Genomic DNA, 25724 nt, shown 5'->3' on the forward strand with positions numbered 1-25724 from the left:
TGACCTGCCACTGAGAATTTCCTCCAGAATGGATTAGAGTCCGGCCCGATAAAGGACGGACGAATGAAGAAGCAGCGATTTACGGAAGAGCAGATTATTGCGGTGCTGAAGGAGCAGGAGGCAGGCATGAAGGTGGCCGACCTGTGCCGCAAGTATGGGATTTCGGACGCAACATTTTATAACTGGAAAGCCAAATACGGCGGTATGGAGGTGTCCGAGGCGAAGCGCCTGAAGGCACTCGAAGAAGAGAACGCCAAGCTTAAGAAGCTGTTGGCCGAGCAGATGCTCGATGCCGCCGCACTCCGCGAGCTTCTCGCAAAAAAATGGTAGGGCCTGCCGCCAAGCGTGACGCCGTTGCACATCTGAAGGACATAATGGGTCTTTCGGAGCGGCGGGCCTGCCAGATTGTTTCGGCTGATCGCAAGATGATCCGCTATCGGTCCTGCCGACCGCCGGAGGTCGAATTGCGAGCAAAGTTGCGCGATCTCGCCAACGAGCGACGGCGCTTCGGCTACCGACGGCTGTTCGTCCTGCTCAGGCGGGACGGAGAGCCATCCGGCGTCAACCGCATCTATCGGCTGTATCGCGAGGAAGGGCTTTCGGTTCGCAAGCGGAAGGCTCGACGAAGGGCCGTCGGCACGCGTGCGCCGATCCTGGTCGAGGCGAAAGCAAATGCCCGTTGGTCTCTCGATTTCGTGCACGACCAGTTTGCATGCGGGAGACGGTTCCGGATCCTCAATATCGTTGATGATGTGACACGGGAATGCCTGGCAGCAATCCCGGACACCTCAATCTCCGGCCGCCGTGTCGCCCGAGAACTGACGACGCTGATCGAACGACGCGGCAAGCCCGGAATGATTGTCTCCGATAACGGCACGGAACTCACCTCGAATGCCATCCTGGCCTGGTCGAAGGATCACAAGGTTGAGTGGCACTATATCGCGCCAGGAAAGCCTATGCAGAACGGCTATGTTGAATCCTTCAACGGTCGGATGCGCGACGAATTGCTCAACGAAAGCCTGTTCTTTGGCCTCGATCACGCCCGCAGCGCCATCGCCCAATGGGCCGACGATTACAACAATTTCCGGCCACACTCGTCGCTGGGATACCAAACCCCGGCAGACTATGCTGGATCCATCGCCGCAACCGGCTCCAACGCTGCGCAAGATGAAAGCTTGGCGTTTCCGCCGGTTGCTACCAACACGCCAATTGGCGTAGTCAAAACCGCCGAGGCTCTAATCGCCGTTGGATGAAAGTTCAGTGGCAGGTCACAATATATATGATAGTTTTTTGCCTCTGTATTGCTCTGTAATTTGTTCAAGTGGCAAATTCAGCTGTGGTAATAAATCAAGAAAGGCTTGATTGCAGAGCGTTTCACTATCAACTAAAGTTCCATCTAAATCAAAGAGAACGCACAGGTTACCCATTATTGATTACAGACCTCCCACTGGCTTTCTTTAACTGTGATATCGAGTTTCCGCTCCATGAAAATACTAACCGGCGAGGGCTTATAAGTGCCGAAAGCATCTCGTTTGCTGAAGCCCATTTTGAGGTATAGCGCCTGAGCCTCAACGTTCTTAATGCCAACCTCTAATTGGATAAGGCTAATATTCTTGCTTTTTGCTGCGGTTAGAACCGCTTGAACTAAGTATGCTCCAATACCTTTTTGACGATAGCACGGATCAACAATCATTCGCTTCAGTTCACCTGTCCCGTCTTGATGCATAAATAGAACACAACAGCCTGCTGCCTTGCCGTTATGGTCTCGAGCCATGAACACGATAATATTATCTGCATTCAGCGTTTTGGAGTTTAGCGGGCGGCGATATTCACCGGGGTAAAGTTGTGCAGCAACATTATCTGATATCTGCATCAGGTGCTCTACGTCTGCCTGATCTGCCGTTTCAGCGAGGATTGAAAACGCGCATTTATTCATAGTGAAGGCCTCCCGTTCGTGCTCTTTACGGATAGAGTAGTTTCATAGGAAGGTACAGGGAAAGTGGTGTCTGGATCGCATGTAAGATGCGGTTTCGTGGCTGCTATTATCGCTTGGGTAAGCAATTTAGATGGGAGCTAAATCCATGCAGTCATAGAATGCGAATATGGTTGCCAATAAATATTTAAGTGAATGGTGGTGCGGACGGCGGGACTTGAACCCGCAAGCTCTAAGAGCGGCAGATTTTAAGTCTGCTGAGTTTACCGATTTCTCCACGTCCGCAGTGCAAGATCTTTAATCTGGCTGAAACCTGTCTTTTGATCTGTGATTTGCTTGCGGAAGTCAAGGCGCAGTTTGTGTGTGAAGCGAAAAATCTGTCAGAATAACATTAAGCGTAATATATTTTGTAAAAATCAATATTGATTGAAATCAGTAATTTAGTTGAGAGTGAAAGGGACATCTGGCCGGAGTTGTGCCGGCCAGATGCCTGAAACGCTTAGACTGAACGAGTAATGCCGCCATCTACGCGGATATTCTGACCGGTAATGTAGCCTGCGCCGTCTGAAGCCAGAAATGCGATGGTTTCTGCAATTTCCTGCTCAGTACCATAACGCTGCATCGGAATTCGATCTTTGAATTCCTGTTTTTCCGGCAGGCTGTCGATAAAGCCCGGCAGGATGTTATTCATACGGATATTTTCTGAGGCATATTTATCAGCAAAGAGCTTGGTGTAGGAGGCGAGGCCTGCACGGAAAACACTGGAAACCGGAAAAGCCGGATCAGGCTCAAAGGCTGCAAAGGTTGAGATGTTGATGATCGAACCGCTTTTCTGTGCCTGCATGATGGGGGTCACGAGACGGACAGAACGCACCACATTCATCAAATAAACATCCATGCCGCGATGCCAGTCCTCATCTGAGAAATCCAGCAGGCTGCCACGCGGTCCATGACCGGCGCTATTGACCAGCACATCAACGCGGCCCCATTTCTGATGGGCGCTGTCTATGAGCTTTTGCAGATCCTCATTAGATTGGTTGCTGCCGGTCACACCAATGCCGTCATAGGTCTTGGCGAGCGTTTCGCCTTTGCCTGATGAGGAAAGAACCGCAATCTTGTAACCATTGTCGGCCAGTTTGCGTGCAGCGGCGGCGCCCATGCCTGATCCACCTGCTGTAATCACTGCTACTTTATCACTCATAATGTTCCACTCCAATTTTGAATTGTTCTGAAGCTGCCATAAAAAATAAGCGGCTGTAAAGATATTATGTAGTCAATATTATGAAATTGTTTCGTGTAGCCGGTCTTGTAATTTTATTGTGCAATCAGACGAGATAATTGCTTAAAACATCAAAACAAACTGGTAATTTACTGTCAAACTTGGCAAAACTGTTTTTTGCCTGTGCCGGATGTATAATGTTTCCGGCCATGCCATGGAGATTGCTATGTCATCATCCGACCTTAAAAAATCAAAGCCTGAAATCAAATCATGGGCGGCATCCGCGTCTATTCTGGTTGATGTCGCGATGGGGCGCAAGCCAGCCGATCTGGTGGTGCGCAACGGTCGTTTGGTCAGTGTTTATTCCGGTGAGATTGTAGCGGGTATTGATATCGCCATTGTCGAAGGGCGATTTGCCTATGTCGGCCATGATGCAACGCATTGTATTGGCGCGACCACAAAAGTGGTGGATGCGGAAGGGCGCTATCTGGTGCCGGGCCTGTGTGATGCGCATATGCATGTCGAAAGCGGCATGGTGACAGTCACCGAATTTACCCGTGCGGTTGTTCCGCATGGCACAACGTCGATGTTTATTGATCCGCATGAAATCGCCAATGTGCTGGGGCTTGAAGGCGTGCGGTTGATGCATGATGAAGCCATGGCTATGCCAGTCAATGTCTATGTGCAGATGCCGAGCTGTGTGCCTTCAGCGCCAGGGCTTGAAAATGGTGGCGCGGAAATTGGCGCAGCGGAAGTGCTGGAAGCCATGAGCTGGCCGAATATTATTGGCCTTGGCGAAGTGATGAATTTTCCGGGCGTTGCCAATAATGACCCGATCATGCGCGGCGTGATAGATGCCACGATGAATGCCGGTAAAACGGTTGGCGGGCATTATGCATCGCCTGATCTTGGCCGTGCTTTCCATGGCTATGTGGCCGGTGGCCCTGAAGACGACCATGAAGGCACACGCGCTGAAGATGCCATTGCCCGTGTGCGTCAGGGTATGCGCGCAATGTTGCGTCTGGGCTCGGCATGGTATGACGTGGCAAGTCAGGTCAAAGCGATTACCGAGCAGGGGCTGGATTCCCGCAATTTCATCCTCTGCACTGATGACAGCCATTCCGGCACGCTCGTGCATGAAGGACATATGGATCGTGTGGTGCGCCATGCGATTGCGCAGGGTCTGAAACCAGTCACAGCAATTCAGATGGCGACAATTAATACCGCACAGCATTTCAGGCTGGAGCGCGAAATCGGCTCTATCACACCGGGGCGCCGTGCGGATTTTCTGATTGTATCTGATCTCTCTGCACTCACAATTGAACGTGTTTATGGTCGTGGTGTGTTGCTGGCTGAGCAGGGCAAACTGCTTGCTGACATCGCGCCTTATGCATATCCGGAAAAAGCCAAAAACACGGTAAAGCTAGCTCGTAAGTTCTCGGCGCAAGACTTTGATATTAAATCACCAAAACCAACTAAAAATGTAACGGCGCGCGTTATTGGTGTGATCGAAAATCAGGCGCCGACACGTGCATTGGAAGCTGAACTATCGGTGAGTGACGGCATTGTGCAGATGGATCGTCGCAATGATGTTTGTCAGATTGCTCTGGTCGAGCGCCATCGCGGTACAGGTCAGATTACCAATGCTTATGTGTCCGGTTTTGGCTATACGCTGGATTGCGCCTTGGCTTCGACTGTTGCTCATGACAGTCATCACATTATCGCTGTTGGCACCAACAAGGACGATATGGCAAAGGCCGTTAATCGTCTGGGTGAAATCGGTGGCGGTGTCGTGCTTTATTCCAAGGGCAGGGAACTGGCCTGTATCGAAATGCCGATCGCCGGTCTGATGTCTGATGAGCGTGCCGAGATTGTTGCCGCCAAAGCGGACAAGCTGGTGAAAGCCATGGCAGCCATGGGCTGTACACTCAATAACGCCTATATGCAGCACTCCCTGCTTGCACTTGTGGTGATACCGGAATTGCGTATTTCTGATATCGGGCTGGTGGATGTACGGTGCTTCGAGAAAGTTGATTTGTTCCTATGAGTGATTTTATAAAATCTGTTGCAAAGGCGACAGAACAGATGCGTGCCCTGTTCGGCGAAACGCCTTTGCTGCGCAATGATTATCTGTCGCGTAAATATGGCGCGGATATCTGGCTGAAACGCGAAGATCTGACGCCGGTTCGCTCCTATAAAATCCGTGGCGCATTCAACTTCATTTCGGCAGCGATTAAAAAAGCAGATGCCAATGCGGTTTTTGTCTGCGCATCTGCGGGTAATCATGCGCAGGGCTTTGCCTATGTCTGTCGCCATTTTGGCCGCAAAGGCGTGGTGTTTATGCCGGTGACAACGCCGCAGCAGAAAATTGACAAGACCCGTGCTTTTGGTGCCGAGTTCATCGAAATTCGTTTGGTTGGCGATATTTTCGACCAGTGCTACGCAGCCTCGCAAGAATATGCCAAGCTTGAGGGCGGCCTGATGGTACCGCCATTTGATGCTATGGGAATTATTACCGGACAGGCTTCTGTTGCGCAGGAAATTGCAGAGCAATTGCCGGAAGGCAAAGTGCCTGATCTGATGATGCTGCCTGTTGGCGGTGGTGGCCTTTCTGCCGGTGTTACACTTTATGTGAAAGCACTGGGCTGGCCAACAGAATTTCGTTTTGTTGAGCCGGAAGGTGCGCCAAGCCTGAAACTCAGCCTTGAAGCAGGCAAGCGCATTAAACTGCAAACCGTTGATAATTTTGTTGATGGTGCAGCGGTTGGTGAACTGGGCGCAGAGAATTTTAAGGTTCTCAAAGATTATCCGGCATCGTCCGTGATCAATGTACCGGAAAACCGCCTTTGCGGCACGATGACTGAAATGCTGAATGTTGAGGGTGTGGTGCTGGAGCCTGCCGGTGCATTGGCAATTGATGCGCTCAAAGACTTCAAGAAAAGCGAACTCAAGGGCAAAACCATTGTTTTGGTGGTTTCCGGTGGCAATTTTGACTTTGAACGTCTGCCGGATGTCAAAGAACGTGCGCTGCGTTATGAAGGGCTGAAGAAATATTTCATCTTCCGCTTTCCGCAGCGTCCGGGCGCATTGCGCATGTTCCTCGATCTCATGGGGCCGGATGATGATATTGCACGCTTTGAATATCTGAAAAAATCAGCGCGCAATTTCGGTTCTGTGCTGATTGGCATTGAAACCAAAGATGCCAAGAACTTCGCAATCCTCGACAAGAAGTTCAAGGAAGCAGGCTGGGCCTATCAGGATATTACCGATAATCAGGTTCTGGCTGATTTCATCATTTAATAGTATCTAAAATGGTGTCCTATGCTTTTACGCATAGGACCCTGTTGTTTATTTCATTTGCTTTTTGCAACGAAAGCGCCCATATGCACTTCAGGCGCTTGGGCTTCATTCATTAAGTTGTGTGCGGGCTTTCCATGCTGGACTTGGTTGCGTCTTAAATTTTCTCTTACGCTTTTATTAATTGTGAGAGAAATAATCCGGACATTCTGTGCCGGATACGGCAGCGCAAGTCGCGTGAGAACATAATCGTTCCGGCGCTTCGTCGTTTAAAATTTGTTTCTGGATCAGCCTGCTTGCGCGTGGCGATTTGATGATGCGTGTGGCCGGTTTTCCCGCCGTCACCGCATGCCGAAAGATTATGTTTTGAAAAATATAAATGAAGATAACCTGTCCGCAGTTGCGGAAACACAGGCTGCCAGCGGCTTCGCCGCTAAAACTGAAGATAATGCCAATGGTTTTGCTGCTTTAGGTGTGACTGGTCTTTTGCTGAAAAATCTGGTTGCTGCGGGTATGACCACGCCAAAGCCAATTCAGCAGCAATCCCTGCCTGCTCAGCTTAAAGGCAAAGACATTTTGGGTATCGCGCAGACCGGCTCCGGCAAGACTGCTGCGTTTTCCCTGCCAATTATTGAGCAGATTTTGGCTCTCGGTGATAAGCGCCAGCCTAAAACCTGTCGCGCTCTGATCCTCGCGCCAACCCGCGAACTGGCTGTGCAGATTGAAGAAACTATTCGCGTTCTTACCAAAGGCGCACATCTCTCAACAGGTCTGGTTCTGGGTGGTGTTTCCCGCGCTTCTCAGGTTCGCAAAATGATGCCGGGTGTTGATATTCTGGTGGCAACACCGGGTCGTCTGACTGATCTTGTGCGTGAAAAATGCATTGATCTGTCTGCAACCAAATGGCTGGTGCTTGATGAAGCCGACCGTATGCTGGATATGGGTTTCATCAATGATGTGAAGCGTATTGCCAAGGCAACCCGCGCCGATCGCCAGACAGCCTTGTTCTCCGCGACCATGCCTAAGGAAATCGTTTCGCTGGCTGAAGGCCTGCTTCGTGATCCTGTTCGTGTTGAAGTTTCGCCTGCTGGTACAACTGCGGTAGAAATCACACAGGTCGTTTATACAGTACCGACCAAGGATAAGAAAAAAGCGCTTTCCAGCCTTTTGACAAATCCTAAGCTGGAAACTGTCATCGTCTTTACCCGTACCAAACATGGTGCCGATGCGGTAACGCGCAATCTGGAAAAAGACGGTTATTCCGTTGCCGCCATTCACGGCAACAAGTCGCAGAATGCCCGTCAGCGTGCGCTGAACGGCTTTAAAGATCGTTCCGTGCGCGTGCTTATTGCAACCGATATTGCTGCGCGTGGTATTGACGTTCCGGGTATCAGCCATGTCATTAATTATGACCTGCCGGATGAGCCGGAAAGCTACGTACACCGTATTGGCCGTACCGGTCGTAATGGTGCTTCCGGTGCTGCGATTACGCTCTATGACGGCGGTACAGAACATGCAAAACTCAAAGCAGTTGAGCGTGTTATCCGTAACAAGCTGACACAAAAAGATCTGCCTGCGCAGTTTGGTCCGTTGCCGGAACGCACAGAAAAACCAACCTTCGAGCACGAATGGCCAAAGCCTGATCCGCGTGCGGTTGGCAAGCGTAAAACTTCACGTCCTTACAAGAATCTGGACAAGCCGGTGCAGAAGGCTACAGGTTTCTCCGATGTGCGCGAACTCTATGATGATGCGCCAAAATCGGGTGAGGTAAAGCCTGCGCAGGGCGAACGTGCGCGCTCAAACCGTAATCATTCCGGCCGGGGTGGTCAAAGTGCCGGCCATAAGGCTGGTCAGGCGAATACCGGCAAACCTGCGAATAAGAAAACCTTCCATCGTAATAAAAAACGGGCAGGGCAAGACTGGAACAGCTGATTTAGCTGCGCTCCTGATTTCTACATAATAGTGAAATGAAAACACCGCCGGAAGCGCTTCCGGCGGTGTTTTTTATTTGTATCAATGATTTTACCGGAAAATCTTACCTTGAATAAGCTGTTGTGCAACAATAGGTTCGAGCCAGAGGTTCGAGATAAATATTGGCATGCAAAGCAGCAATAAAGGACAGCGATCATGGTGCAGCAGTCAGGCGTTACAAATTCGGTGATTGAGGCAATCGGCAACACGCCGCTGATCCGTCTGAATAAAGCATCTGAACTGACCGGCTGCGAGATTTTCGGCAAGGCAGAGTTTGCTAATCCGGGACAATCAGTCAAAGACCGTGCAGCGCTTTACATTATTCGTGATGCAGAAAAACGCGGGCTATTGCGCAAAGGCGGCGTGATTGTCGAAGGCACCGCCGGTAATACCGGTATCGGCCTGACGATGGTTGCCAAAGCACTGGGCTATCGCACAGTCATCGTGATCCCTGAAACGCAAAGTCAGGAAAAGAAAGATGCATTGCGCCTTCTCGGCGCGGAACTGATTGAAATTCCGGCTGTGCCTTATAAGAACCCGAATAATTATGTGCGTTTGTCCGGTCGTCTTGCCGAGCAACTGGCGAAGACCGAGCCGAACGGTGCGATCTGGGCGAACCAGTTTGATAATCAGGCGAACCGCCAGTCCCATATTGAAACCACTGCGCCGGAAATCTGGCTGCAGATGCAGGGCAAAATTGACGGCTTTATCTGTGCTGTCGGCTCTGGTGGCACGTTGGCTGGCGTGGCTGCAGGTCTGCAAGGTTTTGACAAGGACATCAAGATCGGTCTGGCTGATCCGGAAGGCGCGGCGCTCTATTCCTATTACACAACCGGCGAGTTGAAATCCGAGGGAACATCAATCACTGAAGGGATCGGGCAGGGACGCATTACCGGTAATCTCGAAGGTTTTAAACCGGATTACGCCTATCAGATCGGCGATTCCGAGGCTTTGAAACTGGCCTTTGATCTGGTGCAGCAAGAAGGTCTATGCCTCGGCGGCTCCTCTGCCATCAATATTGCCGGTGCAATCCGTATGGCAAAAGACCTTGGCAAAGGTGCGCGGATTGTCACCATTCTCGCTGATTACGGCAATCGCTATCAGTCGAAAATGTATAATCCGGCCTTTCTCGCAGAGCGTGGTTTACCTGTGCCGCAATGGTTGCTTGACCGCTCTGATATTGCCGTGCCGTTTGAGGCGTAAGAGACGAGTTTAATCGTCTATCTCTTTGTTGTTACCGTAGTTTCAGGAAAACCGGTTCCACTTTTCCTGAAACTGCTTTAAACCTCTTGCAAAAGAATTTTTGCAAGAGGGAATGATGACACAGAGTCTGGTAACCAATCCGCTTTTTCGTGACAATGCCTATCTCAAAACCACTCCGGCTAAGGTGATCGGACTGACAGAAGATGGCGGCATCATTCTGGATCAGACTGTGTTCTATGCCACATCGGGCGGGCAGCCTGGTGATAATGGCGTGTTGCGCCGTGCAGATGGCTCTGAAATCAAGATTGCTGTGGCCGTCAATGGTGCGACAAAGAGTGATTTTATTCATATGCCTGCTGAAGGTGAGACACTGCCGCAGATCGGCGATGAGGTGACTGCTGAGATCGACTGGGAACGCCGCTTCAAGCTGATGCAGATGCATACGGCTTGTCATTTGCTCTCCGTTGTTTGCCCGTTTCCGATTACCGGTGCCGCAGTCAATGTGGATGACAGCCGCGTGGATTTTGATCTGCCTGATGCCGAGTTCTCTAAGGAAACTGTTACAGAAAAGCTAATGGAGCTGGTCAACGCAGCTTTGCCGGTTACAGCACAATGGATTAGCGATGAAGAACTGGCTGCCAATCCTGATATTGTAAAATCAAAGAATGTACGCCCGCCTGTAGGACAAGGACGAATTTGTCTTGTGGTTATCGGTGAAAATGGCTCTGTCGACTCCCAGCCTTGCGGCGGGACGCATGTGGCCAATACATCGGAAATCGGTGAAATCCATATCGGCAAGATTGAGAAAAAAGGCAAAGAAAACCGTCGTTACCGTATCCGTTTTGGTAAAGCTCCGGCATAATATCGCTGTTATTGCCTGACAGAATATCGCGGTACCCGTAAGTTGAGACAAAGAAGCCCGTAATTTTAGACAAAGAAGATTGTGTGATGACGAATAATGAGACCGGCCACAGCGATACACTAGCCGCTGAAAAAGTGACTGTTCACGTAACGCGTCTGGAAATGGTCTCTCCGTCATCTGTTGCGGTGCCTGTGCCAGCTGGAATACGGCTGGCAATCATGCTGGCCGAAAATATGCCGCTACATCTCTATCGTTATCTCTATGAAGTGATCGGCAAACCACATCACTGGATGCTGCGCCGCACGCAAAGTGATGAAGTGGTCAGCAGCATTATCAAGGCGGAGGAAACCCGTATTCTTCTGCTCTATGTGGATGGTTGTCCGGCGGGCTTTGCTGAGATGCATCTCAATCTGCCGGAGAGCGTCGATATGCATTATTTCGGTCTGGTGCCGGATTATCAGGGGCGGGGATTAGCAAAATTCTTCTTTGCGGAAGTGCTAGCAGCCGCATGGTCGCATAATCCGCAAAAACTGTGGCTGGAGACCAATACACTCGATAGCCCGCGTGCCTTGCAACTATATCAGCGTATGGGATTTTCCCCTGTATCAACAGCAGAAGAAGTGATTACGCTTTGGAAATAGAGCGGAATTTACTCAGATGCTGCGATCTCCGGCCAAATCCTCAATCGTTGCATTGCGTGGCAACGGATTTTGAATCTGCGGTTCTGTCCCGTCTGTCTTTTCAAAAACCACGCAATTACGCCCCAGATTTTTCGCCTCATAAAGGCAATGATCTGCACGGCTGAATATCTGCGAATTACTGTCACTTTTATGCGCTAATGCGCCGCCTGCGCTGATAGTCAGCGGTTCAACATGGTTTTGACTAATATAAAAAGGCGTATTTTCAATTTCGACGCGAATGCGTTCACCAACGCTGATTGCCGCTTTGCGGCTGGCATTGGGCAGATAAACGCAAAACTCTTCACCGCCAACACGCCCGACCAGATCCCCTTTGCGCGTTACATTCTGTAGTGCAAAAGCAATCAGTTTTAGCGCACGGTCACCAACTGTATGGCCATATTGATCATTGATATTCTTAAAATGGTCGGCATCGATCAACAGCAAAGCGCCGACATCGACGCGCGAACGCACATTGCGCATCATCTCAAAAAAGGCTTCGCGATTATAGAGGCCGGTCATATAGTCGATCTTGGAGCGCGCCTGTAATTCCTGATGGGCTTTTTCCAGATCGGTAAATGCCCTCGCAAGCTGGGAGTTACGGTGGAATACCACCGTCATGGTCGGAAATGCCGTAATCATCGGCAAAATCAGGCTCAAAGCTATGCCGATCAGTCCGATAGGCTCGCCGCGGATAATGCTGATAATCATACTCAGAGCAACGCAAAGCAGCGCTGCCGCAGCAGAAACAACAAAGGCTTTTAAAAGGGCAGATTTCATAGTTCGTTTAAATATCCCTGAGCGCAGGCGAAGATCCGAATATTTGCTTGTTAAAGCATTTCATAATTAAGCTGAATCAACTCGGTGACTGTGACAATGCGATAGAGTAAAAAGCTTGAAACGATCACTGTGATCTATTGCGCATATAAGCCGTTCTAGAATGCGAAGTCTGAAACTCAAATAAGTACCATCTCAATACTGCCCATCCCATAAAACAATATTTCTCGTAATTCTAATAAAATCCGCATTATCCGTAAAATCTTTGTAGATAAGGCTTGCTTGTTTTAGATTTGATTTAAATACGTCTGCTTCATTTATCCAAGCAGAGCCAGAATAATCATAATAAGACCCGCCAGTGATACGCCCCAGATCAGGCTGCGAATGTAGGGAATTCCAAAGCCATAGGCCGGAATATAGAGTACACGGCCGATAACATAGAGCCATGCGCCGATGAGTGTCATATTACCTTCGCGCCCGCTGATATGTGCAATAACAATAGCGGCGAGAAACAGCGGCAGAGTCTCAAAGAGATTGCGCTGTGCGCGCTGCAAACGAGCGGTAATGATCCCAACAGGCGGCCCCGCTTCATCCCGCGGGCCTGCATTATAATCAAATCCTGTTTCACGGTTACGAAACATGGCGGGAAGAAAAATCTGAACAAGGGCTATAATCAGCATCCAGACGGCGAGGTTCAGTTCTGTACTCAAAGTTATCTTCCGTTCATGTGGCTCGTGTCTTGCAGGGTATGCGCGGCAGCTGAAAGTGCTGAAATGCAAAATTTGCGTGCTGCTTTCCCCAGTGAAATAGAAACTTGGTTAATATCAATGCCATTTAAGATGAGGGTTAGGGCAGGTTTTATAATCTAAACGGTAGTTATCGCGTATAAAATACTGATAACATGGAGTTATTTTATCGTTTAAATCTTAATTTATGCCCAAGTGCGTAAAATGTTTTTACATGACTGTCCCCCTACTGACCGTTTATTTAGGCAAAATTTTCGTAAGACAAGGTTTGCTGGGCAGCGGAAAAGATGAATTTTAAGATTTCATCAATAATTTCTTGCGAACAGTTGCCACGTGTTGTGCATTTTGGGCCTTGAATAAAGGTTTTGAAACTGTTTGGTTATACGAAATTAAGGCTGTCATAGTCTGGCTAGTATAAGAGACAGGAAAAATGCCGGTTTGGTTGCAGACTGATTTTTGTTGATTGTGATAGGTTTGAGTAGCGTGATGAAGTCATTTCAGAAACAGCCGCATGCGCCTGTTGCACAAGACAAGAAAATAAGCGGGGGCTGGATGCTGCATTCTTCTTATATGAAACGTGTACTCTATCTTAGTGTTGTCGGTTTATTGGCAACGGCCTGTGCGGCACCGCAGCCACAGGTGAAACAGCAGAAAAAACGTTCCAAAGAATATTTTGCAGAATCCGCTTATGGCGTTAAAGCCAGCCCGCGCGTGGCAAACGGCAAAAAAATTCCGCGCGGCGGCGGCCGCAATCAGGTTGGTAAGCCTTATAAAGTCAAAGACAAATGGTATAAGCCGAAGGAAGACCCGAATTATGTGAAGGTCGGACGCGCATCCTGGTATGGCTCGGCTTTCCACGGTCGTCTGACTGCCAATGGCGAAGTCTATGACATGGCGCATCTGACAGCCGCGCATCCGACCATGCCGTTGCCAAGTTATGCCCGTGTGACCAATACGGCTAATGGTAGTTCAGTGATTGTGCGCGTCAATGATCGCGGCCCTTACTCCAATGACCGTATCATTGATATGTCGGAAAAAGCGGCTGAAATGCTCGATTACAAGCATCACGGCACCGCCAGCGTTAAAGTTGAATATGTTGGACGCGCTCCCTTGCACGGGCAGGACGATGCCTATCTGATGGCCTCTTATCGTTCAGGTGGTGATGCAATTGGCCAGCCTGCAACCGGTGTGATGATGGCCATGAATGGCCCGACACCGACATCAGCACCAAATCGTGCTGAGCAGGGCACTGTCAGCGCTTTCGATCAGATTTCAGCGCAGCCGCAAATACCATTCGGCTATGCTGATGGTGCTATGCCAGTACTGCCGGCGATTATTCCCGTGCCGCTGGATAAGCCATACGGTCTTTATGCTGCCGCTCAGAATGATATCGTGGTCAGTGCTTATGCTGCAAATCGCATTGCGCAGGCTAATGAGGGTATCTATTCCAAAGTACTGATGCCGGATGCAGCATCGGCTGACTGGCGTAATGCGCAGGCTGCGAAATTCCTGAGCGAAAATGCAGAGCAGGGTGAGTTTGTAGATCTCGGCACATTCAACAGCAAGGCTGAAGCTGACCGTATTGCCACAACACTTGGCAAGCTGGGCGCTGTCAGTCGTACAATGACACCTGAAGCGAATGGTGCGCTTTACAGCCTGTCTGCAAAGTCACGAACCGGCAATAATGATGCCTTGTTGCAGGCCGCTTGGGCTGCCGGTGCGAATGATGCTTTTGTTGTGCGCGCTGAATAAAGCAGCCACATAGCCATATTTCTTATTGAAACGTCCGGTTTTACCGGACGTTTTTTTTATTTTAGCTTCATGGATCGTCAATCATCGTGTTCTATTTTTGAGTCGAATAAAGCGTAACACGACGACCGGAGAACAGGGTGAACTGGTATCAGAGCCTCTATGACAAGACAAAACCTGGCTCTAAGGTGCGTTTTGCTGCTGCGCTGATATTTGCCCAGTGTTGTGCTTCACTCGCATATGCCGCAGAACCACCTTTTGCGATAAAATCCGAGCAGGTGTTGTTATTCGATTCCGATACCGGCAGTGTTCTGTTTTCCCGCAAGGCCGACATACCTTTTCCGCCTGCCTCACTGGCCAAGCTGATGACCGCTGAAATTGCTTTCAATGCGTTGAAAGCAGGTCAGTTACAGCCGGAGACGGCTTTCAGCGTGAGTGAACATGCGTGGCGTACCGGTGGCGCACCTTCGCGCACCGCGACTATGTTTGCCAGACTGAACTCGCAGCTGACGGTCAGTGATCTGATACAGGGCATTACCGTTCAATCGGCCAATGACGGCGCTATTGTTTTGGCCGAGGGCATGAGTGGTAGCGAGCAGGCCTTTGCTCAAAAGATGACAGAGCGGGCGCAGGCGCTGGGCTTGAAGAACTCGGTGTTTATCAATCCGACCGGCTTGCCGCAGGATGGCAAACAACAAGTGACCTTGAGTGATATGGTGAAGCTGGCACGGCATTTGCACGACAGCTATCCGCAATATTATCCGCTCTATAGCCAAGAGAGCTTTAGCTGGAATAATATTTTGCAACGCAACCGCAATCCGCTACTGCGCCTCAATATGGGGGCTGACGGACTGGCAATGGGCGGCACGCAAGATGCAGGCCTGTCGATTATTGCTTCTGCCGAGCAAAACGGGCGGCGGATTTATCTGGGGCTCAATGGCGCAAAAAGCGTTCAGGACAGAACTGAAGATGCTGAAAAGCTGATCCGCTGGGCGATGAATGACTTTGTAAAGTCGCCGGTCTTTAGCGCTAATACGGAAGTTGCTCAGGCTTCACTTTACGGAGGCACACAGGGTTCTGTTGGCTTGATGGTGCATGATGCCATCTCTGTGCTGGTGCCGGTTCAGGATAAAGCTAAGCTGCGTTCACAGGTTATTTATCAAGGGCCGGTGGCAGCACCTGTTGCCAAGGGGCAAGAGATCGGTCGCGTACAAATTATGCGTGATAAGGAGGTTCTGCTGGAGCGTCCTGTCTATGCGGCGCAGGATGTCAATGAGGGGACATTGCGCAATAAATCGCTTGATGCGCTTTATGAACTGACAACAGGCTGGATACGCCGCTTGCTGAAATAACGCGCTTATTTGCCTTTGTCGGTTTTATTTGACAAAGCCATGCCCATCCTCAATAAGCTTTATTCAAATTTCATTTCGACTGCTTAGGAAAATCAGAGCTTTGTCAGGATTGCTGATCACATTTGAAGGCGGAGAAGGCGCGGGGAAATCCACGCAGATTCTGGCTTTGGCTGATCACTTGCGGGCAAAAGGCTTTGAGGTTGTTGTTACCCGCGAGCCTGGCGGCTCGGCAGGGGCAGAGGCTGTCCGTCATGTGATTTTAAGCGGCGCGGCAGAAACCTATGGCCCTGCTATGGAAGCCTTGCTGTTTGCCGCAGCCCGCAGCGATCATGTCGATCAGAAAATCCGTCCTGCAATCGAAGCCGGACAGATTGTACTCTGTGACCGCTTCATTGATTCAAGCCGTGTTTATCAGGGCATCAGCGGTAATCTTGATCCGCAATTTATGCAGTCGGTTGAACGCATTGCCATAGACGGAACTATGCCTGATCTGACTTTCATTCTCGATATTCCGGCAGATAAAGGTCTGGCACGGGCTGGTTTGCGACGCGGGACGGAAACTGCCGACCGTTTTGAGAAAGAAACCATTGCCACGCATGAGGCACGCCGACAGGCATTTCTAGCTATTGCTGCCAGTGAGCCACAGCGTTGTAAAGTCATTGATGCGGATCGCACAGTCGCTGAGATTAGTGCCGAGATCGCAGCATTGGCTGATGCGGCGCTGAAACAGCGGGAGGTGTCCGTCCATGGCTGAGCAGGCACCAAACACCACTTATGATGCGATTGACGGCGTTCTTTCGCCGAATACCACCAGCTTTCTCACAGCACATGAGGATGTGCGGACATTTCTCGCGCAAGCTTATCATGAAGGCCGGATGCATCATGCGCTGTTGTTTGAAGGTTTGCAGGGCATTGGCAAGGCGACAACCGGCTTTCATCTTGCCGGTCATATGTTGCAGCATTCTGATGGCTCTTCGGCTCCGCAGCACCTGAGTGTTCCGGATTTTGACAAAGCCCCTTATCGTCAGATTTCACAAGGCATGCATCCGGCGCTTTTGCATATTACACGGCCATATGACACCAAAACGGGTAAATATCGCACGGCGATTACGGTTGAAGAAATTCGTCGTATTACGCATTTTCTGAGCCGTACTTCCGGTGATGGCGCATGGCGTATCGTTATCATTGACCCTGCAGATGATATGAACCGCAATGCCGCCAATGCGCTGCTGAAAACACTGGAAGAACCACCGGCACGGGCACTGTTTATTCTGATTTCCCATTCGTCCGGGCGCTTGCTGCCAACCATCCGCTCACGCTGTCAGTCACTGGCGTTTAAGCCGCTGAATGATGCCGAGCTGAGACGCGCTCTGGAAGTCGCAGGCAAGGATGTCGGCATTGATGTGCAGGATCAGGCGTATTTTGCAGCACTGAGTGCGCGCGCTGAAGGTTCTGTACGCAAGGCACTGCTGCTGGTGGCGCATGGCGGTCTGGAAATTACAGATACTGTCGATACTGTATTGAACAACACTCACTTTGATCTGTCGAAGGCGCAGGCGCTTGCCTCTGTGCTTGGGGGACGTGATGCTGAGGTTCAGAACCAGTTATTCCTTGAATATTTGCTGGATAAGGCTGCCGGTCAGGCGCTGAATCTTGCTGAGCAAGGGCAGGCTGTGCAGGCCAGTCAATGGTCGGAATTCTGGAATGATTTGCGCCGTGAAGCGATGGATACAGAGAGCTATAATCTCGACCGCAAACAAGCGGCGCTCATCATGATGGAAAAGATGCATCGCGCAATGCGCAGCGGCATGCCAGTCTGAGGCTTGAGACTGGCTGATGCCGCCGAGCAGGCCGGTCACTGCAACGATGCTGGAACCAGCATTTTCAGGATCAAAAAACCGCATAAAGCAGCATCAGTTTCTGATTTAGATGCATTTAGGGCTGACTTACGCTCCGACATGCGTTATGCCGGTTTTATCAGTTATCATCATATTGACTTCATGAGATAAAATATCTCGACAAGACGGATCCGACATGAGCCGCGAAAAATTTTATATCACCACCCCGATCTTCTATCCGAATGGCACACCGCATATCGGCCATGCCTATACGTCGATTGCGACCGATGCTATGGCGCGTTTCCAGCGTCTGGACGGCAAAGATGTGCTGTTCCTGACCGGTACAGACGAGCATGGTCTGAAAATGCAGCAGACCGCCGAGAAGGAAGGCATTACGCCGCTGGAACTGGCTGACAAAAACTCTGCCGTGTTCCGTGAAATGCTGGCCAAAATCGGCTCAAGCCATGACCAGTTCATCCGCACCACGGAAGAGCGTCATTATAAAGCCTGTCAGGATATCTGGGAGCGTATGGTCGCTAACGGCGATATCTATCTCGATAGCTATGCTGGCTGGTATTCCGTTCGTCAGGAAGCCTATTTCGATGAAAGCGAAACCACCGTTGGTGAAGATGGTGTGCGTCGTGAGCCAATCGGTTCGCCGGTAGAGTGGCATGAAGAAGAAAGCTATTTCTTCCGCCTGTCAAAATATCAGGAACCACTGATCGAATATTTCGAAAAGCATCCGCAATTTGTCGGCCCATCTGAGCGCCGCAATGAAGTGCTGAGCTTTATCAAATCGGGCTTACGCGATCTGTCCGTTTCCCGCACCACCTTTGACTGGGGTGTGCCGGTGCCGGGCAATGACAAGCATGTCATGTATGTCTGGGTTGATGCGCTGACCAATTATCTCACCGCTATCGGCTATCCGGATATGGATGCGGAGAAGGCACAGTTCTGGCCAGCATCTGCCCATATTCTCGGCAAAGACATTGTGCGCTTCCATGCTGTTTACTGGCCTGCATTCCTGATGTCTGCCGGTCTGCCTCTGCCGGAACGTGTTTTCGCGCATGGCTTCCTGTTTAACCGCGGCGAGAAAATGTCGAAATCGGTCGGCAATGTGATCGATCCGTTTGCGTTTATCGACCGTTATGGTCTGGATCAGGTGCGTTATTTCTTCCTGCGTGAAGTACCGTTCGGTCAGGATGGCAGCTATAATCACGAAGCGATTGTCAACCGCACCAATGCCGATCTGGCCAATGATCTGGGCAATCTTGCGCAGCGCTCGCTGTCGATGATCGCTAAGAACTGCGAAGGCAAAGTGCCGGAAAAAGCCAATTTCCATGAGGAAGACACGGCTATTCTGAAGCTGGCTGAAGAAGCGATTGAAATTGCCCGTAATGCGATGAAGGTTCAGGCTATTCATCAGGCACTTGCTGCAATCTTCAATGTGGTATCGGAAGCCAACCGTTACTTCGCGGCTCAGGAGCCTTGGGCTCTGCGTAAAACCGATCCGGTTCGCATGGGCACAGTGCTGTATACGACCGCAGAAGTGCTACGTCGCGTTGCGATCATGACACAGGCTTATATCCCGACATCTTCAGCCAAGTTGCTGAATATTCTGGGCGTAACGGAAGACAAGCGCAGCTTTGCTGATCTCGGCGATGTGCTGGTCAGTGGTGCTGAACTGCCTGCACCGGAGCCGATCTTCCCGCGTTATGTGGAAACTGAAGAGTAACATCTTATATAAGATACGGGCGAATTATCGCCCGTATCCATTTCCCGTGTAGAGCATTTCTATACGTTCCTATCAGAACGGAAATGCGCTATGCCTTTATTTTACGCGCATCTTATCCGAAAACCGCGAACACTTTTCGGGATGCGCTTATGAGCACGAGCAGGACTTTTATTATGCTTGTAGACAGCCATTGCCATCTCGATTTCGCTGATTTTGCTGAAGAACGTGACGCGATTATTCAACGCGCACTTGATGCCGGTGTTGAAAAGATGATCACCATCTGCACCCGCGTGAAAAAATTCGATCAAATCCTAGCAGTCGCGGAAAGCTACGATCAGGTCTATTGCTCGGTCGGCACCCATCCGAATAATGCGCATGAAGAACTGGACGTTACCGCGGATGATCTGGTGCGTCTGGCGCAGCATCCAAAAGTTGTGGCGATCGGTGAGGCTGGCTTAGATTACCACTATGATTATTCAACGCCGGAAGCGCAGCGTCAGGGTTTGCTGACCCATATTGAGGCATCGCGCCGTACACAATTGCCGCTTGTGATCCATGCCCGCAGCGCGGACGAAGATATGGCAGCATTGCTGCGTGAAGAAACCGCCAAAGGCGCGTTTCCGTTTATTCTGCATTGCTTCTCATCGGGTATTGAGTTGGCACGTACCGGTGTAGAACTAGGCGGCTATGTGTCTTTCTCTGGTATCATCACTTTCAAGAACTCTGCTGAAATTCGTGAAACCGCAAAAATTGTACCGCATGATCGCCTGTTGGTAGAGACGGATGCACCTTATCTGGCACCGATGCCGCATCGCGGTAAGCGCAACGAACCGTCATTTGTGGCACATACTGCTGCTGTTCTGGCAGATGTGATTGGTATGAGTGATGCGGATATCCGCCGGATTACCGGAGAGAATGTGCTTCGCCTCTTCACCAAAATATCGCGCTGATAGAGCTTATTCAAACTATCAGAAAAACATTTCAACCTTTTGATATTTAAATATTAAAAGGCATATAAAAGCGGAATTGACAAATGTCGGACTTCTATCGCTTTACAGTTCTTGGTTGCGGCTCATCTCCGGGTGTGCCGCGTCCGAACGGCGATTGGGGGAAATGTAATCCGCTCAACCCAAAGAACCGCCGCCGTCGCGCATCGCTGATGGTGGAGCGTGTCAGCAGCACCGGCACAACACGTGTTGTGATTGATACGGGGCCGGATTTCCGCTCGCAGATTATTGACGGCCTTGAAGGCAAACCCGACAATCATATTGATGCGGTTATCTATACCCATCCGCATGCCGATCATATTCACGGGATTGATGATCTGCGCAGCTTCATGCTGGATAACAAAAAGCTGATGCCGATCTATGCTAACCGCTTTACGCTTAACCGGCTTTATGAGGCTTTTGGCTATTGTTTTGCGACGCCTTACGGTTCGAGCTATCCGCCAATCCTGAGAGCGCATGAAATCAGTAATACAGAGGATTTCATCATTGACGGGCCAGGTGGTGCGATCCGCTTTCAGGCAATGCCGTTGGTGCATGGCGATATTACCAGTCTTGGTTTTCGTATCGGCAATGTTGCATATTGCTCTGATGTGAATGCTTTCCCGCCGGAAACTGCTTCCTCATTGGAAAATCTGGATGTTTTACTGATCGACGCTCTGCAATATAAAACACATCCGAGCCATTTCAGCCTTGATGAGGCACTGGAATGGATTGCACGTCTGAAGCCGCGCCACGCTATTCTCACCCATATGCATGTGCCGCTGGATTATGATACCGTACGCGCAGCCTTGCCTGTAAATATCGAGCCTGCCTATGATGGTTTGGCGTTTGAGATAAAGGCGTAAACTTCCGGCAGAGGCTATCTTGGTAAACTAAGCGCAACTTTTTGTGGAGTTGTGATTTTACGCACTAATCGGGTTAGCGGCATTTCTATCAGCTTGTAGATGATGACGCCGGTGATTGCAGAGCCGATAAATGCAACTGCAAAATAGAATGTTCCGTACAGCGGTGCAACCGGTACAAGTTTGCGAATAACTGCCAGAAAAAGAATATGGCTCAGGTAAATACTGTAGGAGGCCTCTCCAAGCAGAACACCAATACGGCCAATGATTGTGGCTGGTTTGAAGCGACACAATAAGGCCATTACGACACAGAAAAACGGTAATACATATTCAAGTGGTTGCAGATAAAGCGGCCAGCTTGCTTTATCTGTTGACCAGTTAAATGTGATCGCACAAAGAACGGCTATAAACATCCAGAGCAAGCTGACATTGGCTGTCTGAAACAATGCAAACTTTCTGTAAAGAACACCCAACCAGACCCCCGCAACGAATAAGAGCAAGAGCGGATTAGCGTAGAAGCTGAAAAGTGTCCTCGGCTCATTAATTTCCGAGGATGGTAAGGTACTCATTCCCCAAATGACCAGAGCCAGCATTACAGTCGTAAAACCGCTCAAAGCTGCTCGTTTTGGAAATGCGAGAAAAATAGCAAAAATCAGATAGAAAAACATCTCATAATTGAGCGTCCAGCCAGGCCCTAAAACTGGCTGTGTAATGACACCTGATGAAGGATCGATCGGTACTATAAAATACATGGATTTCAGCAGATATAAGACGGATATTTCTTTACTTGCAGTGGCAATGAATAAGCCGGCGGCAATGAAGGTCATTGACCCAATAAAGGGGTACAATGCGGATGACCCGATTGACCATAAACCGCAGAGATTCACCAGTTTCACCAAATTTTTTATCATTGGTCAGCACCATCACAAAACCGCTAATGACGAAGAATGTCATGACGCCGATGCCGCCGAGCTTCCACGCCATAGCATGATAAGGCTGAGGAATATTATAAAAAGTTAAAATATGAATAAGGCTGTGATCCGCAACAACAAACAGAGCCGCTACAGCACGTAATATCTGTATTGAATAAATTGTATTTGCTTGATTTTCATTGCTGGACACTAAAATACACCTGAAATTCATAGTTTAAATCTTTATGGTGTATTCATGTCGTGTTTTAAAATCTAAATAATTGATAGGTTTGATGATTAATATTGATGAAGGACTATCGTAGGGTTATGTAAAAATACCCTTATCTAAGAGGTTCCGCTTATATGGGGAATCCGATAAAATATTTTCCTACAGCATAATTCCTAAAACTTGAATTAGCTTAAGGAATTATGCTGTAAATATAAAGAGTTGGAGCGAACTTTGTGCGCCTAAGAGAACGCACGGCGCTCTATGAGGAGGAAACTGATTTATGAAATTTACTTTTGCTGAGCCTCAGCGCGCACATAATCCGGCTATGTTTCTCTCGGCTGGTGCCCGCAAAGCGAACCCTGAAGTCCCTGAGCGCATACAGCGGCTTCTGGCTGGCGCGAGCGATGCCGGACTATCCATGATTGCAGCGCGGGATCATGGCCTGGCAGATGTCAGCGCAGTGCATACACCTGAATATTTGGAGTTCCTGCAAACAATCTACGGCCAATGGCAGACCATCAATGGTGCCTCGGATGAGGTGATCCCGAATATCCATCCGAACCGACGCGATTTTTCCTATCCGACATCACCGGTTGGCCGAGCTGGTTATCATATGGCTGATACGGCTTGTCCGATTGCTGCCGATACGTGGAATTCTGCCTATTGGAGTGCGCAGACGGCGATTGAAGCCGCAAAGCTGGTACAACATGGCGAGCCTGCGGCCTATGCGCTATGCCGCCCGCCCGGACACCACGCCTATGCTGATATGGCAGGAGGCTTCTGTTTTCTGAACAACTCCGCAATTGCCGCGCAAGTTCTACGTGAAAGCCACGACCGCGTGGTTATTCTGGATGTCGATCTGCATCACGGCAACGGCACACAGGGTATTTTCTATCACCGTTCCGATGTGATGACGGTTTCCATTCATGTTGATCCGTCCGTGTTCTACCCGTTCTTCTGGGGATATGCTTCTGAGCGCGGCGAGGGCGCGGGCCTTGGCTATAACTATAATCTGCCTTTGGCACGCGGTTCAGGCAATCAGGAGTTTCTTGCTGCACTCGATGTGGCGCTGGATCGTATTCGCGCTTACCGTCCCGGTGCTTTGGTGGTAGCGCTCGGGCTTGATGCTTCCGAGCATGATCCGTTTGGCGGCTTTACAGTCAATGAACAAGGCTTCACCAGCATTGCCCAAAAATGCGCCAGCCTGAAACTGCCGAGTGTGATTGTGCAGGAAGGCGGGTATATCTGTAATCAGCTCGGCGGAAATCTTACGCATTTTCTGCGCGGATTTGGCGGCTGAATGCTATTATAATTGTTATAAACGGGTGATTATATGTCGCCCGTTTATATAATGTTTTCATTCTCTTATAATAACAATAAAAACTAGTAATTGAATATTGCTGTTCTGGTCAAAATGCGTTTATGTATATTGAAGTGCTTTTTATAAATTCGTTCTCTGAACTTATTCTGATTTTTAAATTTGCATTTTCACTGCTTTTCTTTCTCATAGTTTTACATTGCAATCAGGAATAATCCGGCATTCAATCGTCCTTACAAAGGGAATATCTGATGTGTTTAGCCTGTAATCCCGCAGTAACCGCCATTCTTAAAAATGCAGCTTCAAGGCGTAATTTTCTGAAATATATGGGCGTGGCAGCAACATCGGTTTTTGCTGCACCACTTCTGACCAGAGGTTCTGCGCTGGCTGCTTCACCGACTGAAGGCCCCGCCGATATCATTTTTAAAGGCGGTACAATTCTCACCGTCAATAAGGATAATGCCCGTGCAGAGGCAGTCGCCATTCGCGGCGATACGATTATCGGTGTCGGCAAGGCGGATGATATGCAGGCGCTGAGTGGCGCCCAAACGCGGATAATTGACCTTCAGGGGCGCACACTGACGCCAGGTTTGATTGATCCGCATATGCATTCAACATTTGTGGTGCTGGATGACTGGATTGATGTCAGCCCGATGGCAACACCGAGTTTTGCAGAGGTTTGGACGCAGTTGCGGCAGGGAGCAGCAAAAGCCAAGGCGGGAGATTGGATTCGTGCAAAGAATTTTGATCCGAGTATTACGCTGGAGGCACGGCCGCCGACTTTGGCAGAACTGGATGCTCTGGCGCCCAATAATCCGTTTTTCATGATCGAGAGTAATGGTCATATTGCCTATGCGAATAGTTTTGCAATGAAACTATCCGGCGTTACAGAAGCAATAAAAGACCCGTCAGGCGCACGATTTGTGCGCGATGCCAATGGTAAGCTGAGTGGCAGGCTGGAAGAAAGCGCGGCGCAAGAGCCGTTTATTGAAAAAATGCCACAGCCTACAGCGCAGGAAATTCAGAGGCGTATCCGCAACTTGTTCAATCATGCCGCATCCGTTGGCTGCACCAGTTTGCATGATTGCAGCATCGGCATGTTGTCCGGCACGAATGACATTGCTCTGCTTGATGCGGTGATGGCTGACAATCCACCGGTGCGCTATCGAGGCATGCTGATTTCCACATTGATGGATGAGTGGGACAAACTCGGCATCAAACCCGGCCATGGCAATGATCTGTTCCGTATCGATGGTATCAAGGCTTGGGCGGATGGCTCCAATCAGGCGGAAACCGGCTATCAGCGCGAGAATTATCTCGGCAAAAATACACGCGGCACACTCAATTACAGTCTGGAACAAATAACTGAAGTGATCCGTCGGGCGCATAACGGCGGCTGGCAGGTTGGCGTGCATGCGAATGGCGATGCGGCGATTGATACGGTGATTGAAGCCTATCAGACCGTGTTGCAGGGTACGGGTACCAATGATCTGCGACACCGGATTGAGCATTGCAGTGTGTTCCATCCGGAGCAGATGGAGAAAATGGTGCGGCTGGGTCTGTCACCATCCTTTTTGATTGGCCATGTGCGGTGGTGGGGCAAAGCATTCCGGGATCGTATTTTAGGGCCGGAGCGGGCAAAATATTATGATCCTTGCGCTTCTGCTTTGGCGGCAGGGCTGCGGATTTCTCTGCACTCCGACTGGAGTGTGACACCGATTGAACCATTGCGGTATATGCAGGATGCCGTGAGGCGTATCATGCATGAAGGCGGCGGCATTTTTTATTCCGATGAATGTATTTCAGCAGATGCAGCTTTGCGCGCTGTAACGATTGATGCCGCATGGCATTGCCATATGGATGATAAGGTCGGCAGTGTTGAAGTCGGGAAATATGCGGATTTCGCTATTCTGGAACAAGACCCGACCAGCGGTGTTCAAGATATTGGTAAGATCAAAGTGAGTGAAACATGGATGGCTGGTGAGCAGCGCTATTCAGCCTGATATTTTCGCGAGTATCTGTTTTTGTCAAATATTTTGATATAGTCATACCTCAGCT

At 49.8% G+C, this 25724-nt stretch carries 21 protein-coding genes, 1 tRNA gene and 1 pseudogene; 16 read left to right on the forward strand and 7 right to left on the reverse strand.

The window, feature by feature from the left end; translation table 11 throughout:
- Positions 1 to 63 precede the first annotated feature (63 nt).
- A protein-coding gene (locus QUF18_RS17020; RefSeq protein ID WP_289386482.1) for an IS3 family transposase occupies positions 64 to 1253 on the forward strand; the annotation gives its coding sequence in 2 pieces (ribosomal slippage) (positions 64 to 316 and positions 316 to 1253; 1191 coding nt in all).
- A 15-nt stretch (positions 1254 to 1268) separates the two neighbouring features.
- Here QUF18_RS17020 and QUF18_RS17025 read toward each other — a convergent pair.
- The 4 genes from QUF18_RS17025 to QUF18_RS17040 all read right to left on the reverse strand — a co-directional run bounded on the left by QUF18_RS17025 (position 1269) and on the right by QUF18_RS17040 (position 3137).
- Entirely contained in the window at positions 1269 to 1427 is a 159-nt protein-coding gene (locus QUF18_RS17025) for an HAD hydrolase-like protein (protein WP_289388474.1), read from the reverse strand.
- A complete protein-coding gene (locus QUF18_RS17030; RefSeq protein ID WP_289388475.1) occupies positions 1427 to 1936 on the reverse strand; it encodes a GNAT family N-acetyltransferase in 510 nt (169 codons plus the stop codon). Before QUF18_RS17030 ends, QUF18_RS17025 begins: the two co-directional genes overlap by 1 nt.
- Before the next feature lie 196 nt (positions 1937 to 2132).
- Positions 2133 to 2218 (reverse strand) — tRNA-Leu (locus QUF18_RS17035).
- A 214-nt stretch (positions 2219 to 2432) separates the two neighbouring features.
- Positions 2433 to 3137 carry an SDR family oxidoreductase gene (locus tag QUF18_RS17040; protein ID WP_289388540.1) on the reverse strand — a complete coding sequence of 235 codons (705 nt, stop codon included), beginning with the start codon at positions 3135 to 3137 and terminating at the stop codon, positions 2433 to 2435.
- Between the two features lie 241 nt (positions 3138 to 3378).
- Here QUF18_RS17040 and ade point away from each other — a divergent pair, with 241 nt between their 5' ends.
- The 6 genes from ade (at position 3379) to QUF18_RS17070 (ending at position 11126) form a co-directional block, all read left to right on the forward strand.
- Positions 3379 to 5199 carry an adenine deaminase gene (ade, locus tag QUF18_RS17045; protein ID WP_289388476.1) on the forward strand — a complete coding sequence of 607 codons (1821 nt, stop codon included), beginning with the start codon at positions 3379 to 3381 and terminating at the stop codon, positions 5197 to 5199.
- On the forward strand, positions 5196 to 6452 hold the full coding sequence (gene ilvA, locus QUF18_RS17050) for a threonine ammonia-lyase IlvA (RefSeq protein ID WP_289388477.1): 1257 nt from the start codon (positions 5196 to 5198) through the stop codon (positions 6450 to 6452). Before ade ends, ilvA begins: the two co-directional genes overlap by 4 nt.
- 387 nt (positions 6453 to 6839) lie before the next feature.
- On the forward strand, positions 6840 to 8381 hold the full coding sequence (locus QUF18_RS17055; protein ID WP_374807205.1) for a DEAD/DEAH box helicase: 1542 nt from the start codon (positions 6840 to 6842) through the stop codon (positions 8379 to 8381).
- A 195-nt stretch (positions 8382 to 8576) separates the two neighbouring features.
- Positions 8577 to 9623: a cysteine synthase A gene (locus tag QUF18_RS17060; protein ID WP_289388478.1), complete on the forward strand. Its 1047-nt coding sequence runs from the start codon at positions 8577 to 8579 to the stop codon at positions 9621 to 9623.
- A 115-nt stretch (positions 9624 to 9738) separates the two neighbouring features.
- Complete coding sequence (locus QUF18_RS17065; protein ID WP_289388541.1) at positions 9739 to 10485, forward strand: alanyl-tRNA editing protein; 747 nt, start codon at positions 9739 to 9741, stop codon at positions 10483 to 10485.
- A gap of 86 nt (positions 10486 to 10571) precedes the next feature.
- Positions 10572 to 11126 (forward strand): GNAT family N-acetyltransferase, encoded by a 555-nt coding sequence (locus QUF18_RS17070; RefSeq protein ID WP_289388479.1) that lies wholly within the window; start codon positions 10572 to 10574, stop codon positions 11124 to 11126.
- A 12-nt stretch (positions 11127 to 11138) separates the two neighbouring features.
- On the opposite strand, the gene QUF18_RS17075 is transcribed toward QUF18_RS17070, so the two are convergent.
- Together QUF18_RS17075 and QUF18_RS17080 are read right to left on the reverse strand one after the other, a co-directional pair.
- Positions 11139 to 11942, reverse strand: coding sequence for a GGDEF domain-containing protein (locus QUF18_RS17075; RefSeq protein ID WP_289388480.1), 804 nt, complete (start codon positions 11940 to 11942; stop codon positions 11139 to 11141).
- 314 nt (positions 11943 to 12256) lie between these two features.
- Positions 12257 to 12649 (reverse strand): MAPEG family protein, encoded by a 393-nt coding sequence (locus tag QUF18_RS17080; RefSeq protein WP_289388481.1) that lies wholly within the window; start codon positions 12647 to 12649, stop codon positions 12257 to 12259.
- A gap of 588 nt (positions 12650 to 13237) precedes the next feature.
- On the opposite strand from QUF18_RS17080, the gene QUF18_RS17085 reads away from it, so the two are divergent.
- The 7 genes from QUF18_RS17085 (at position 13238) to QUF18_RS17115 (ending at position 21211) form a co-directional block, all read left to right on the forward strand.
- Positions 13238 to 14437: a septal ring lytic transglycosylase RlpA family protein gene (locus tag QUF18_RS17085; RefSeq protein WP_374807202.1), complete on the forward strand. Its 1200-nt coding sequence runs from the start codon at positions 13238 to 13240 to the stop codon at positions 14435 to 14437.
- A 137-nt stretch (positions 14438 to 14574) separates the two neighbouring features.
- Positions 14575 to 15786 carry a D-alanyl-D-alanine carboxypeptidase family protein gene (locus QUF18_RS17090; RefSeq protein WP_289388482.1) on the forward strand — a complete coding sequence of 404 codons (1212 nt, stop codon included), beginning with the start codon at positions 14575 to 14577 and terminating at the stop codon, positions 15784 to 15786.
- Positions 15787 to 15886: 100 nt separating this feature from the next.
- Entirely contained in the window at positions 15887 to 16540 is a 654-nt protein-coding gene (gene tmk / locus QUF18_RS17095) for a dTMP kinase (protein ID WP_289388483.1), read from the forward strand.
- Entirely contained in the window at positions 16533 to 17606 is a 1074-nt protein-coding gene (locus QUF18_RS17100; RefSeq protein ID WP_289388484.1) for a DNA polymerase III subunit delta', read from the forward strand. Before tmk ends, QUF18_RS17100 begins: the two co-directional genes overlap by 8 nt.
- Positions 17607 to 17820: 214 nt before the next feature.
- The gene (gene metG, locus QUF18_RS17105) at positions 17821 to 19359 is read left to right on the forward strand and encodes a methionine--tRNA ligase (protein ID WP_289388485.1); all 1539 of its coding nucleotides are present in this window, start codon (positions 17821 to 17823) and stop codon (positions 19357 to 19359) included.
- Positions 19360 to 19532: 173 nt separating this feature from the next.
- Entirely contained in the window at positions 19533 to 20309 is a 777-nt protein-coding gene (locus QUF18_RS17110; protein WP_289388486.1) for a TatD family hydrolase, read from the forward strand.
- An 83-nt stretch (positions 20310 to 20392) separates the two neighbouring features.
- Positions 20393 to 21211, forward strand: a complete 819-nt coding sequence (locus QUF18_RS17115; protein WP_289388487.1) for an MBL fold metallo-hydrolase — start codon at positions 20393 to 20395, stop codon at positions 21209 to 21211.
- A 14-nt stretch (positions 21212 to 21225) separates the two neighbouring features.
- Here the strand turns inward: QUF18_RS17115 and QUF18_RS17120 are convergent.
- Positions 21226 to 22351 (reverse strand): annotated as a pseudogene (locus QUF18_RS17120) (acyltransferase family protein).
- A 277-nt stretch (positions 22352 to 22628) separates the two neighbouring features.
- Here QUF18_RS17120 and QUF18_RS17130 point away from each other — a divergent pair.
- Both QUF18_RS17130 and QUF18_RS17135 read left to right on the forward strand, forming a co-directional pair.
- The gene (locus QUF18_RS17130; protein WP_289388490.1) at positions 22629 to 23648 is read left to right on the forward strand and encodes a histone deacetylase family protein; all 1020 of its coding nucleotides are present in this window, start codon (positions 22629 to 22631) and stop codon (positions 23646 to 23648) included.
- 269 nt (positions 23649 to 23917) lie between these two features.
- Positions 23918 to 25669 (forward strand): amidohydrolase, encoded by a 1752-nt coding sequence (locus QUF18_RS17135; protein ID WP_289388491.1) that lies wholly within the window; start codon positions 23918 to 23920, stop codon positions 25667 to 25669.
- The last annotated feature ends 55 nt before the right edge of the window (positions 25670 to 25724 follow it).

Source organism: Pseudochrobactrum kiredjianiae, from assembly GCF_030362795.1.
Taxonomy (GTDB): Bacteria; Pseudomonadota; Alphaproteobacteria; order Rhizobiales; family Rhizobiaceae; genus Pseudochrobactrum; species Pseudochrobactrum kiredjianiae.